This is a genomic window from Alteromonas sp. ABD4_190, from assembly GCF_056160105.1.
Map to the genome: position 1 here is coordinate 175,945 of NZ_JBSWWN010000002.1, position 13,388 is coordinate 189,332.

13 protein-coding genes are annotated in these 13,388 nt (G+C 43.3%); 5 read left to right on the plus strand and 8 right to left on the minus strand.

Annotated elements, in window-relative coordinates; genetic code table 11:
* Nucleotides 1–10 precede the first annotated feature (10 nt).
* From sdhA to sdhC, 3 genes are read right to left on the minus strand one after another with little or no spacing between them, the layout of a single operon-like run.
* Entirely contained in the window at nucleotides 11–1,783 is a 1,773-nt protein-coding gene (gene sdhA, locus ACXAFM_RS18295; RefSeq protein ID WP_474835717.1) for a succinate dehydrogenase flavoprotein subunit, read from the minus strand.
* 1 nt (nucleotide 1,784) lies between these two features.
* Nucleotides 1,785–2,132, minus strand: coding sequence for a succinate dehydrogenase, hydrophobic membrane anchor protein (sdhD, locus tag ACXAFM_RS18300; protein WP_159579156.1), 348 nt, complete (start codon nucleotides 2,130–2,132; stop codon nucleotides 1,785–1,787).
* Nucleotides 2,126–2,500 (minus strand): succinate dehydrogenase, cytochrome b556 subunit, encoded by a 375-nt coding sequence (gene sdhC / locus ACXAFM_RS18305; protein ID WP_014998321.1) that lies wholly within the window; start codon nucleotides 2,498–2,500, stop codon nucleotides 2,126–2,128. Before sdhC ends, sdhD begins: the two co-directional genes overlap by 7 nt.
* 703 nt (nucleotides 2,501–3,203) lie before the next feature.
* Between sdhC and ACXAFM_RS18310 the strand changes: the two genes are divergently transcribed.
* Both ACXAFM_RS18310 and ACXAFM_RS18315 read left to right on the plus strand, forming a co-directional pair.
* On the plus strand, nucleotides 3,204–4,481 hold the full coding sequence (locus ACXAFM_RS18310) for a citrate synthase (RefSeq protein ID WP_474825484.1): 1,278 nt from the start codon (nucleotides 3,204–3,206) through the stop codon (nucleotides 4,479–4,481).
* Between the two features lie 99 nt (nucleotides 4,482–4,580).
* Entirely contained in the window at nucleotides 4,581–5,003 is a 423-nt protein-coding gene (locus ACXAFM_RS18315; RefSeq protein WP_474835719.1) for a DUF3429 domain-containing protein, read from the plus strand.
* Nucleotides 5,004–5,240: 237 nt separating this feature from the next.
* Here ACXAFM_RS18315 and ACXAFM_RS18320 read toward each other — a convergent pair whose 3' ends face one another.
* The 4 genes from ACXAFM_RS18320 to ACXAFM_RS18335 form a co-directional block, all read right to left on the minus strand.
* Nucleotides 5,241–6,701 (minus strand): phosphohexomutase domain-containing protein, encoded by a 1,461-nt coding sequence (locus tag ACXAFM_RS18320; protein WP_474835721.1) that lies wholly within the window; start codon nucleotides 6,699–6,701, stop codon nucleotides 5,241–5,243.
* A gap of 194 nt (nucleotides 6,702–6,895) precedes the next feature.
* Nucleotides 6,896–7,399, minus strand: a complete 504-nt coding sequence (locus ACXAFM_RS18325; protein ID WP_474835723.1) for a GNAT family N-acetyltransferase — start codon at nucleotides 7,397–7,399, stop codon at nucleotides 6,896–6,898.
* A gap of 115 nt (nucleotides 7,400–7,514) precedes the next feature.
* Nucleotides 7,515–8,378 (minus strand): pirin family protein, encoded by an 864-nt coding sequence (locus ACXAFM_RS18330; RefSeq protein WP_474835725.1) that lies wholly within the window; start codon nucleotides 8,376–8,378, stop codon nucleotides 7,515–7,517.
* 86 nt (nucleotides 8,379–8,464) lie between these two features.
* On the minus strand, nucleotides 8,465–9,430 hold the full coding sequence (locus tag ACXAFM_RS18335; RefSeq protein ID WP_474835727.1) for a glutathione S-transferase family protein: 966 nt from the start codon (nucleotides 9,428–9,430) through the stop codon (nucleotides 8,465–8,467).
* 220 nt (nucleotides 9,431–9,650) lie between these two features.
* Here ACXAFM_RS18335 and tcdA point away from each other — a divergent pair, with 220 nt between their 5' ends.
* Nucleotides 9,651–10,427, plus strand: a complete 777-nt coding sequence (gene tcdA / locus ACXAFM_RS18340; protein WP_474835729.1) for a tRNA cyclic N6-threonylcarbamoyladenosine(37) synthase TcdA — start codon at nucleotides 9,651–9,653, stop codon at nucleotides 10,425–10,427.
* Nucleotides 10,428–10,538: 111 nt separating this feature from the next.
* A complete protein-coding gene (locus ACXAFM_RS18345) occupies nucleotides 10,539–10,952 on the plus strand; it encodes a hypothetical protein (RefSeq protein ID WP_474835731.1) in 414 nt (137 codons plus the stop codon).
* Between the two features lie 90 nt (nucleotides 10,953–11,042).
* Here ACXAFM_RS18345 and ACXAFM_RS18350 read toward each other — a convergent pair whose 3' ends face one another.
* On the minus strand, nucleotides 11,043–11,513 hold the full coding sequence (locus ACXAFM_RS18350; RefSeq protein ID WP_474835733.1) for a DUF2919 family protein: 471 nt from the start codon (nucleotides 11,511–11,513) through the stop codon (nucleotides 11,043–11,045).
* A 306-nt stretch (nucleotides 11,514–11,819) separates the two neighbouring features.
* Between ACXAFM_RS18350 and rimO the strand changes: the two genes are divergently transcribed.
* Nucleotides 11,820–13,274 (plus strand): 30S ribosomal protein S12 methylthiotransferase RimO, encoded by a 1,455-nt coding sequence (gene rimO, locus ACXAFM_RS18355; protein ID WP_474835735.1) that lies wholly within the window; start codon nucleotides 11,820–11,822, stop codon nucleotides 13,272–13,274.
* Nucleotides 13,275–13,388 lie beyond the last annotated feature (114 nt).

The following is a 13,388-nucleotide window of genomic DNA, read 5'->3' on the forward strand; positions in this document are numbered from 1 at the left end:
GTTGCCTCTCTTAATATGAACGCACTTTAGGCGGGAATGCTTCCCTAAGCTTAGGCGCCATATTCACTTCACGTTTAAGCATTTTATCAGTGTTCGGATCGTAGATGCTGTGGCATAACCAGTTGTCATCATCACGTTCCGGGAAGTCGAAGCGGCTGTGAGCACCACGGCTTTCCGTTCTGAAGTTCGCTGCTACTGCTGTGCTGTACGCAGTTTCCATTAGGTTATCAAGCTCTAAACATTCAATACGTTGAGTGTTGAAGTCTGAACTCTTATCGTCAAGGCGTGCATGCTTAAGACGCTCGCGAATTTCGCTAAGTTCCTTAAGACCTTCCGCCATGGCTTCACCTTCACGGAATACTGAGAAGTTAAGCTGCATGCATTCTTGCAAGTCTTTCTTAATTTGAACAGGGTCTTCGCCCTTTCCTTTCTCTGAATTTTCCCAACGGTTGAAACGTGTCATAGAGGCTTCAAGATCAGACTCAGACGCGTCTCGTGATGGTGCCATTTCGGATAATGTCTTACCAAGGTGTAAACCAGTCGCACGACCGAATACAACAAGGTCAAGTAGTGAGTTACCGCCAAGACGGTTTGCACCGTGTACAGATACACAAGCAATCTCACCACATGCAAATAGACCGTTAACTACCTTATCATTACCGTTTTCATCAACGGTTAGACATTGGCCATCAACGTTTGTTGGAATACCACCCATCATATAGTGGCAAGTAGGAATTACTGGAATCGGCTCTTTTACAGGGTCAACGTGTGCGAATGTACGCGATAGCTCAAGAATACCAGGTAGACGTGACTCAAGTACATCTTTACCAAGGTGGTCAAGCTTAAGCTTAATGTGAGTACCCCACGGGCCTTCACAACCACGACCTTCGCGAATTTCAGTCATCATTGAACGCGCAACAACGTCACGACCTGCTAGGTCTTTCGCGTTAGGTGCATAACGTTCCATGAAGCGTTCGCCGTCTTTATTGAGAAGGTAACCACCTTCACCACGACAGCCTTCAGTAACCAAAGTACCCGCGCCAGCTATACCGGTTGGGTGGAACTGCCACATTTCCATATCCTGAACCGCAACACCAGCACGCAGTGCCATACCAACACCGTCACCGGTATTGATGTGCGCGTTAGTTGTTGATGCGTAGATACGACCCGCACCACCAGTTGCCAGAACAACTGCGCGCGATTTAAAGTAAACTACTTCGCCAGTTTCGATGTCGATTGCTGTACAACCTACAACGTCGCCGTCTTGGTTCTTAACTAGATCAAGTGCATACCACTCAGAAAATACTTTGGTTTTGTTCTTTACGTTTTGCTGGTAAAGAAGGTGTAGAAGCGCGTGACCAGTACGGTCCGCTGCAGCTGCCGTACGAGCGCCCTGCTCGCCACCAAAGTTTCTTGACTGACCGCCGAAAGGACGCTGATAGATTTTACCATTTTCGAAACGCGAGAAAGGTAAGCCCATGTTCTCCATTTCGATAATAGCTTCTGGACCAGTTTTACACATGTACTCGATAGCGTCTTGGTCACCGATATAATCTGACCCCTTTACAGTGTCATACATGTGCCATTCCCAGTTGTCTTCGTGTGAATTACCTAGTGCTACGGTAATACCACCCTGTGCAGACACAGTATGAGAACGGGTTGGAAATACTTTAGACAACAGTGCGCATGATTTACCAGATTCTGAAATCTGTAGTGCTGCGCGCATACCTGCACCACCTGCACCAATTACAACTGCATCAAACTCGTGAACGGGTAAACTCATTTTACACTCCCCACAGTACGAATAGGCCAACAGCTACATAGCCGAACGCGATGATATTTAGAATATATTGTAGTCCTGCGCGCAGACCTGTTGCTTTAACATAGTCTGTTAGCACCTGCCATAGGCCGATGCGCACGTGGATCATCACTGCTACTAGTGCTGCCAATGTGAAAACTTTCATAGCTAGGCCAGAGAACAACCCTCGCCATTCGATAAACGTTAGGTTATCTGTGGTGATAAAGAACCACGCCATGAAAACCGAGTACGCGAAAATAATTGCTGCTGTAGCGCGAAGTGATACGTAATCTTGTACGCCGTCACGCTTAATGCTTGCTTGGTTGGTTACCATAATGCAACTCCCAATACTACGGTCAGTACAACCCAAAGTGCGATTACTGCTTTTGCACTTGTGTTACCCGACTCTAATTCTTCCCAGTGACCTAAATCCATAACAACGTGTCTTAGGCCGCCTAGAATGTGATACGTCAGCGCTGAAGCTGTGCCAATTGCGACAAATTTTCCAAGGAAACCGTCCATGATTGCTTGAACGTCCGCGAAACCTTCCGGCGAGTGAACAGAAACTGCCCATGCCCAAATAACAAAAAGTAGCGCGAAGAACATTGCAACACCGGTTACGCGGTGGAGAATTGACGAAATAGCAGAGGGCGGAAATTTAATAGTATTGAGTTCTAAATTTACTGGTCTTTGCTTTTTCACAATGTATGCCTGTTTAATCCGTAGGGGATAATGAATTTCTTACCTTTATTATGTCCTGGGTAAGTGAATTCGATTTTTAACCTGTTAATTGCCTCGTCCAATGAGTTGTTAACAATTTGTGAATTATTCTTTAATGCTTGTAACAGAATAAATATTCCGTTTTCCAAGCACCGCTGAGTATATCCAGCGTAGTATATAATTACAATTTTTTGTGCCGTAGTAAGACTTTAGTCGCTATATACACTTTAGTGATAATTATTTTGCTCAAAAAGAGTTCAAAATTGTCTACAACACGTTATAACAAGCGCAATAACAGTGTTTCGATTTTATCAGCAGCGAAATGGAATAACTATGCATATCAATAAGAAATTAAGCACTTTTAATCTGTATGCGTAATTATTCCCCATGAAAAGGTTACTTTTTAACCTGACCTGTTAATATATTTATTAATCGGTGGTTTACCTTTTTTGAAAAGCCATTGATAATTGCGCTGTATCGGGCAAAGTGATTTCCCAGCGAGTTAATTGAACGTTACTGTATTGCTAGTATTTTTTTAAGCAATTCAGAATATTTATTGTTCAAATATGCAATTAAATTGACTTGTTGGTGCATAATAAAGTACAAATACGCCCACTTTTCCCAACGAAGCGGACATTTTCGTCCGTTTTCGCTGCAAACAGAACCATTCTGAGGAGAGCATTTTATGGCAGATCAGAAAGCCATTCTTAAAGCCGGCGGTAAGGAAATCGAGCTTCCTATCTTGTCTGGCACCGAAGGACAAGATGTAATCGATGTCCGTACGTTAGGCCAACACGGTTATTTCACGTACGACCCAGGTTTTATGGCGACAGGATCTTGCGAGTCTTCAATTACTTACATTGACGGCGCTCAAGGTGTGTTATTACACCGCGGTTTCCCTATTGAAGAACTAGCGCGTGACGCAGACTACTTAGAAGTATGTCACATGCTTCTTCACGGTGATGCACCAACAAAAGAACAATACGAAGAGTTTAAAGAGACGATTACTCGTCACACCATGGTACATGAACAAATCAACATGTTCTTCCACGGTTTCCGCAACGACGCCCACCCTATGGCAATGCTATGTGGTACCGTTGGCGCGATGTCTTCGTTCTATCATAGCGATTTAGACGTTTCTAATGAAGAACAGCGCATCCGCAGCGCGCATCGTCTAATTGCAAAGATGCCAACGCTTGTTGCTATGTGTTACAAGTACAATATTGGCCAGCCATTCGTTTACCCACGTAACGACTTAAGCTACGCAGCAAACTTCCTGAACATGATGTTCTCTGTTCCTGCAGAAGAATATCAAATCAGCCCAGCTGTTGAGCGCGCGATGGACCGTATCTTTACGCTACACGCAGACCATGAACAGAATGCGTCAACGTCTACCGTTCGCCTTGCTGGTTCTTCTGGCGCGAACCCATATGCTTGTATTTCTGCTGGTGTTGCTTCACTTTGGGGCCCTGCTCACGGTGGTGCGAACGAAGCATGTCTAAACATGCTAGAAGAAATCGGTACTGTAGACCGCATTCCTGAGTTTATTGCACGTGCCAAAGACAAGAACGATCCGTTCCGTCTAATGGGCTTTGGTCACCGCGTTTATAAGAATCACGACCCTCGTGCAACGGTAATGCGTGAAAGCTGTCACGAAGTACTAAGCGAACTTAACGTTAAAGATCCACTACTAGAAGTAGCAATGGAACTTGAAAAGATTGCGTTAAGCGACCCTTACTTCGCAGAGAAGAAACTGTTCCCGAATGTAGATTTCTACTCAGGTATCGTTCTTAAGGCAATTGGTATTCCTACCAACATGTTTACGTGTATCTTCGCTCTGTCTCGTACAGTAGGCTGGATTTCACACTGGCATGAAATGATGAGCGACCCTAAACAGAAGATCGGTCGTCCTCGTCAGCTTTACACTGGTCACAACCAGCGTAAATACACGCCAATTAAGTAAAAATTTAGGTTTTACTGAACTAAGTATTACGCTTAATAGTAAAAATAGCGCCTTTAAGGCGCTATTTTTGTTTATACAAGTTTACTTCAAGGAACAACAATGCCCTATTCAGCAGTTTTTCTAGGTATTGCCGGTCTTATTCCTTTTGTGGCAATGCCACTGGCTTATCAGCTTAACCTATTACCACTAACACAAAGCGCCGTTTACTTTGTCCAATACTCTGCTGTGCTGTTATCTTTCTTTGGCGGTATTCATTGGTGGGACTCTGTAAGTAACCAGCGATATGACAAGCAAATGCTAATAGCAATGTTGCCCACTATTATTGGGTGGTTGTGTTTGGTGTTCTCTCACGACGTGAGAGTGTTTGGCGTTTTATCGCTAAGCTACGTCGCCGTGCTTATTTACGACAAGTTTATCCTTAGCCTTCCTAAAGAGCAGATTGTAAGTTACATAAGCCTGCGAATGGGACTAACAAGTGTTGTCGTTATCTGTCACGCTTGGATGATTTACTTGCTTGTCTAGCGTTACTACTAAAATCTTAGCGTTAAAGGCATGACATTAGTTAATTGCAAAAAAAGTAATAGAGGCAAAAGCCTGCGGCGCTTAAGCGAGTGTCTAACTCAATCAAACCGGTTACGCATAACCTTCATAAGTAATTGATAAACAGAGATTTAACAGGTATAAATCTCGAAAACAAAAAAGGCGATAATATCGCTATATTATCGCCTTCGTTTTTTACTTATCTGAAAAGTACCGTGGTTATTCAGCGCGAATAAGCGAAAGTAGCTCTTCGGTTTTCTGCTCCATCAGAGCAATGTCGCCTTTACTCTCAACGTTCAGACGAATAACTGGCTCAGTATTCGATTTACGCAAGTTAAAGCGCCAAGTGTCGAACTCTAATCCTAACCCGTCAGTTGTGTCGATAACGCTAGCGAGAGGTTTATACTTACTTGTTACACGTTCAAGTGCAGCATCAGCATCTTTTAGTTTACTGTTAATTTCACCAGAAGATGGAAACGCTTCAATTCGCGCTTTTACCATACTCGCTAATGTTTTCTTTTTCACACACACCAATTCGGCAATTAACAACCAAGGGATCATGCCTGAATCACAGTAGGCAAAATCTCTAAAGTAATGATGCGCACTCATTTCACCGCCATATACTGCGTCTTCTTTGCGCATACGCTCCTTAATAAACGCATGGCCGGTTTTCGACTTAATAGGTGTACCACCTGCATTCGCTACGATATCTTCTGTGTTCCAGTACACACGTGGGTCATAAATGATTTTGCTGTCGGTGTTTTTGTCAATGAATGCTTCGGCAAGCAAGCCAACAATGTAATATCCTTCAATAAATTCACCATCAGCGTCAAACAAGAAGCAACGGTCGAAATCACCATCCCATGCAATGCCAAAATCAGCTCCCGACGCTCTAACAGCGTCAGCGGTGTCAGCACGGTTTTCAGGTAACAATGGATTGGGGATGCCGTTTGGAAATGTACCATCAGCATTGTGATGTACTTTAACAAACTCTATCGGAACACCCTGCACTTTCATTTCTTTTTCAATAGCGTCTAGCGCGGGGCCTGCGGCACCATTACCTGCATTAACCACCACTTTTAACGGCGTAAAATTGCTCAAATTAACGTAAGAAAGCATGTGAGACACATAGTCAGACATACATGACTTAACCGCATATTTATCGGTTTCAGAAAGCTTGTTTTCTTTTACATGAGCCGTACCATTAAAAAACGCATCGGCATCAATTGATGTAGCCTCAGTGTAGTGTGCTAATCGCTCTGACACGAAGCTATCTTCTAGTGCTTCCGCTTTCTCTTTTATCGCGTTTAGGCCTGTGTCGCCACTAATTGGAACAGAGCCTGACTTCACCAGTTTCATACCGTTGTAATTAATGGGGTTATGACTTGCCGTTACTTCAATACCACCATCAACGCCAAGGTGTTTGGTAGCGAAGTAAATTTCTTCTGTTCCTGCCATGCCAATATCGGTCACTGTTGCACCAGCATCGATTAGGCCCGCACTTAACGCTAATTTTAATGGTATTGACGTAAGACGCACATCACTACCAACAACAACAGTTTTCGCATTTAATTCTTGCGCAAACGCATAGCCAATTCGATACGCTACATCTTCAGTCAGTTGTGAGTTCAATTCGCCACGAATATCGTACGCTTTAAAGCAGGTAATTGGGGTTGCCATTTAGATCGAAATTCCCTGTGTTTTAACTATTTATTATTACATAATCGCCTTTTACAACAAAAAAGCGCAGACGCCCCTTTGTAATCGTCGTAAAAGAAATTAGACATACTGATATTAAATCATTAGAGGAAGTGAATTACTATTTCAATTTAAATAACACAGCGTTTCGCTATCTCCGTTATCTATCACTGAGTTTAAAGTGCGAGTTCGAAGTAGATACTGTTATGAAGGGCGCCTTTATGTTGATACTTTCGGCGAAAACACTGCTTAGGACTAAAACCATTCTTGATAAGGACTTTTTCAGAAGCGGCATTGTTATCCATGACTTCAGCAGTAAGCCATTTTAAGCCCTTGCTTTTAGCCTCATCAATTAAAAATGAAACACAGCGAGAAGCAATGCCTTTCCCACATTCCTTCTCCGCAACTCGATAGCCAATTTCCGCCTTGTCGCCTGCTCTGTTTCTGATATTAGCACGCGCTAAAATCTGCTTGTTTCGTTGATCATCAACGAGTACATAACCCCAAGCTCTTTTCTGCTGTTGTAAGTAAAGCAATTCGCTAATGTGGTAGCCAACGACATCCAATGAATAAAACGCTGCCTCTCTTGGTGCTATAGACAATTCGAAATAGGCTTTGTTACTTCGCTCAAATTCTAAAAGTGATAGCACGTGTTTTTCGGCGACGCTTTCAAAATGCATTGGCAGTGCTACTCCTTGCTGAACCTAATGAAGAGGTATTGATTAAAAGCCCAGCCTAATACCAGTCCGCATAGATAATTACCCATAGCCGAATCAAAACAGGCAAACCTTGTATCTACTTCGCTAATGAACCGCTTTGGTAATCGTTAAATGCCTGAACAATTTCCTGCTGAGTGTTCATTACAAAAGGCCCATATTGGACCACAGGCTCTTCAATAGGTTTACCTGAGACCACTATAAACTTACAACCTGTATCAGCGGATACAGATAGCTGCTTGCCACTTTGTGACAAAACACCCAGCTCTCCCTGCGACACAATTGTTTCTTTAGTAAGTTCGCCGCTATTAATGACCACGCTTCCCTCGTACACATAAATAAAGGCAGCTTCATCCGAACCCAGTGCAATTTCCGAACTCCCGCTTCGTAGTACAATGTCTAAAAAAGTAGGAGCAACCGCCGTTGTCTTCACAGGCCCTTTCACACCTTCAATTTCACCTGCTAACACTTTGATTACTGCATCTTGAATGTGTACTGTAGGCACACTATCTGGCTGTATGTCTTGATAGTTCGGCGCTGACATTTTCTCTGCGGCCGGAAGATTCACCCACAGCTGAAAGCCTTGTAACAAGCCCTCCTCCTGCTCTGGCATTTCTTCATGTATTATGCCTCGACCTGCATTCATCCATTGAATGCCACCAGCATCAATAACACCCTCATTGCCTACAGAGTCTTTATGGCGCATTTTTCCTGCAAGCATATAAGTAACTGTCTGAAAACCACGGTGAGGATGTGGTGGAAAACCAGCAATGTATTCACCTGGATTATCTGAACCAAAAAAATCCAACATTAAAAAGGGATCGAGGCGAGGTAGATCAGGCTGTCCGATAATACGAGTAAGCGACACGCCCGCGCCATCACTTGTTGGCATACCTGTAACCACTTTCTCTATCGATTTTTGTTCACTCACTTCCACTGACATAATGTGTATCTACCTTAAATCTTAACCTTCACTATCTTTTACGAGCTTCACGTTTAGCTTTGTGTATTACTGACCTTTTGGGTGCTTCAACGTCCCATTTTATCGCGACCGTGAGGCGACATAAGATCTTGCTCTGGCCCGACGGGGATTACCTGCGTTGGATTTATCATAGTGTGGCTGTAGTAATAGTGCCTTTTGATATGGTCGAAGTTTACCGTTTCAGCAACGCCCGGAACTTGATAAAGTTCTTTCATATAGCCGTAGATGTTTAGATAGTCTGCGATTTGCTTTTTATTGCATTTAAAATGCCCGTGATACACCGCGTCGAAGCGTATCAGCGTAGTAAATAAGCGCCAGTCTGCTTCTGTTATTTTGCTGCCAACCAAATAACGTTGTTTACTCAACCTTTCTTCAACCCTATCTAGCGCGCAGAACAATGCAGTTACTGCCTCTTCATAGGCCTCTTGCGTTGTAGCAAATCCAGCTTTGTACACGCCATTATTTATGTCGTGGTACACCATATTGTTGATGGCATCAATTTCTTCACGTTGGGCGTTAGGATAATAATCGTCTTCATTATTAGTCAGTGCATTAAACCCACTGTTAAAAATACGAATAATTTCAGCTGATTCATTATTAACGATAGCTTCTGTTCGTTTATCCCAAAGGATTGGAACAGTGACACGGGTGGTTATCTCAGGTTCTGCCTTAGTATAAATTTGATGCGCATAGTCAAAGTTATAAAGCTTATCCCCCGTTGATCCTGGGAAATCTTTAAACTCCCAGCCTTGATCAAGCATCTCAGGGTGTACCACCGAAACATCAATATGCGCCTCCAATCCCTTTAACTTTCTAAATATGAGCGCTCTGTGCGCCCAAGGACAAGCTAACGAGACATAAAGATGATAGCGACCAGATTCAGCGGGAAACGTGGAACCATCTTCATTACTAACTTTGTCACGAAATTTAGATGCTTGGCGCTCAAATTTCCCACCGTTTTTGCTGGTGTCGTACCACTTGTCTTGCCATTTTCCATCAACGAGTAAGCCCATATGCCTGCCCCTTTTTATTACTTCACTAAACAATAAACTCATTTAAACATGTATTGGGTAGAACGTATGTCGCTTAAAATCGGATTTATTATTCGAAAAAACTGGAGTGTATTGATCTTTAGTGTTCACTTTTGAGATGATGCGCGCCCTGCTAGCGTGTTTGCATGTTTTTGTGTAAACACACGCCCTTGAGTTAGTTTATTTTTAAGTGAAGTGAAACATGTCTGATGATCCACGTTTAGGCGGTATTGTGCGTTTATATGGCGCACAGCAAACTAATAATTTAGCCAACAGTCATGTGGCTGTAGTCGGCATTGGCGGTGTAGGAAGTTGGACTGCAGAAGCACTAGCTCGTTCGGGCATTGGTACTATAACCCTTATTGATTTAGACGATGTTTGCGTAACTAATACAAATCGCCAAATTCACGCGCTTTCCAATACCGTAGGAGAAGCAAAGGTCGACGCCATTGCATCGAGAATTCACTTGATAAATCCTGCTTGCAAAGTGAACTGTATTGAGGATTTTGTCACCCCAGACAATACGGCCACACTTTTAACCAAAGAAATGCACGCTGTGGTCGATGCCACTGACAGTATTCGCGCTAAAGCGGCGATGATTGCTCACTGTAAACGCAACAAAATTCCCATTGTTACGGTTGGCGGTGCGGGCGGTCAAATAGACCCAACTCAAGTCACTAAAGGCGATTTAGCTAAAACAACACAAGACCCCCTAGCAGCTAAGCTACGCAGTGAGCTTAGGCGTAACTATAACTTCAGTAAAAACCCAAAACGTCGCTTTGGCGTTGAGTGTATCTATTCAACAGAGCAATTGCGCTACCCACAACCAGACGGCTCGGTTTGTTACAACAAATCTGCAATGGAAGGTGGTACTAGGCTAGACTGTGCAGGCGGCTTTGGTGCTGTGGTCACGGTAACCGCCACCTTTGGTATGTTTGCCGCTGCAAGTGTAATAAATAGATTAACTGGACAAAAATAGACTTTGGCCGATAACTTGCGCACAATAGTCAAAAACTTATAACACCTTGTCTTAACGGCTTTTTAAGCGTTAAATTGTTATATCAAAGGTATCGGTGAGAAGGAGAACAATATGTCACCTGATGAACTCAAAAAATTAATGGCAGATTGTGCGAATGACGCTGTGGCAACAGCAGCTGATGAGTTCGAAATTGTACTCGACTACTCACCTGCTAGCGTAGCACTGGTGGACGACATTCTACTTAGTTTTGTAGATAAATATCACGATTTAGCGTTAGAAGATGAGGCAGTGTTCACCATTTGTAATATCTTTGGCGCTTACATTGGAGAAATTTTAAAAGCGCAGCTAGATGGCGAATGGATTTACGATCAGTCAAATCCCAAAGCACCTGCTGTTTTTCTTCAGGTTGGTGAAAATACCTATGCCTTAGCGGGTATCTGCTATGAGCGCCTCGTCAACGATAGCCAGATAAGCGTAAAAGCCTATTATGAACAAGCGCTGGGCAACCACTTAGGTAGCCACTAACCTTCTCACAGTTTTTGCACTCAATTTAACGTATGTTCAGTTGAGTGCATTGAACACATTTCCAATAAAAATGTTTTTGAAGAATGAGGTTTAGGGATTAGGTGTTTCCCAATCCTCTATCATCCACTTTAAATGACGACTTTTTGAAATTGCGTATAAGGCTATACTGTAAAAAACGATCTTTACACCCGTAATAGTTTCAAAACCCCAGTGATGATGCATAGCGTAGTATAGCTGCACGCTCAATAGCGCCAACACACCGAATTGAGCCAGTGGTATAACCCACTTACGCCATACAAGGTACCCTTTTTTCCACAAGCGATCTCGTTGACTTACCAAAGATAACGCAAGTAACACGGGTAAACTGGCTGTTAGCCCTAATCCCAAGCTTTCTTTCTGCGGGTAGAAAAATGCGAGTAACTCACTAGTTTGGGTACGAGAAGCTAGCGAAAATATAAACGCTAACCAATCGATGCAAAGAAGAATAAGCACGCTATATAGCCAACGGGGCGGCAGAATTCTTCCTGACTCATCATAAAAAGCTAGCGGTAATTTGAGCATGTTTTCACTTCTACGTTTTCAACTTTGAATCTTCAGAACACCATAAGTTCTAATGATATTTATCTCTAAGAAGTGACTAAAGTGGGGGTAGACAACGCTTTTTTAAACCTTCTTGGTGTTGCTTTAACCATATAATCTGTCACTTTTAATTTTCATGCTTACGAAAAACGTTTACCTGCGCGCTATTTCAAATATGCGCTAACAACTTATATCGTCAACGCTAAACATATATACTGCGTCTACGCGGGTTTTCCTGTATAATCCGCGGCCATTTTAAGCTCAGTCATTTTCCAGGTGATATTTTAGATGACAGTAGAAACGTTTAATCCAAACAAAGTAGTAAATAAAACCACCACGCTAGAAACGCCAGTGAAGGTATTAAGTGACAACAAACCTTCGCAACAAAGCAATGGCAGCAGAATTGGTTTTGTTAGCTTAGGTTGCCCTAAGAACTTAGTTGATTCTGAGCGTATTCTTACTCAACTTCGCACCGAGGGTTATGACGTCGTCCCTACCTATAACGATGCTGATCTTGTTATCGTTAACACATGTGGCTTCATTGACGCAGCGGTTGAAGAGTCACTAGATACCATTGGTGAAGCGCTTAAAGAAAACGGTAAAGTTATCGTTACCGGTTGTTTAGGTGTTAAAGAGGACGAAATAAGAGAGCTTCACCCGAACGTGTTAGCGATTACTGGCCCTCACGCCTACGAAACGGTAGTTGAACAAGTACACGATCATCTTCCAAAACCCCAGCACAATCCGTTTGAAGACCTCATTCCTGACCATGGTGTAAAATTAACACCTCGTCACTATGCTTATTTAAAGATTTCAGAAGGATGTAACCACCGTTGCACGTTCTGCATTATCCCTTCTATGCGTGGCGACTTAGTCAGCCGCCCAGTAGGTAACGTGCTTGATGAAGCTAAGCGTTTGAAAGACGCTGGTGTTAAAGAGCTACTGGTTATTTCACAAGACACTAGCGCTTATGGTGTTGATGTTAAGCACAGAACGGGGTTCTGGAACGGCATGCCGGTTAAAGCACACATGCAGCAGCTGTGTGAAAAGCTGGGCGAAATGGGTATTTGGGTCCGTTTACATTATGTATACCCCTATCCGCACGTCGATGACCTAATACCGCTAATGAACGAAGGTAAGATCCTTCCTTACTTGGATATTCCCTTCCAGCACGCCAATAAACGCATTCTTAAATTAATGAAGCGCCCAGGCAGTGCCGAGCGCGTTCTTGAACGCGTTAAGAAATGGCGCGAGCAATGCCCGTCGCTTGTCATTCGTTCCACATTTATTGTTGGCTTTCCGGGTGAAACAGAAGAAGAGTTCGAAGAACTATTGGATTTCCTTCGTGAGGCCCAGCTTGATCGGGTTGGCGCATTTGCCTATTCACCAGTTGAAGGGGCAAGAGCAAACGACCTACCCGACCCAGTACCAGAAGATATAAAACAAGCACGCCTTGCGCGCTTTATGGAAGTACAGGGTGAGATAAGCCAGGCTCGTCTACAAGCTAGAATCGGTAACGAATATCAAGTTGTTATCGACAGCGTTGATGCGGAAGGTGCAGTAGGACGTACTTATGCAGACGCACCGGAAGTTGATGGTCTGGTTCATTTAAACGGCGTTTATGACGTAAAACCAGGCGATCGTGTATGGGCTGAAGTTATTCATGCTAATGAACACGACGTATGGGCCGTACTGTCTGAAGACCAAGACGAAGAAGACGAAGGCGCTGATACCGCGCTGTAACTTGCGATTAAAAAGCGTTCTAAACTCGCAACTCATCTATTCGTTATTTTTGTAATCCTATCGGCTAATTGCCAGTCGATAGGGTTTTATGTATAACGGACTCTATGCACAATT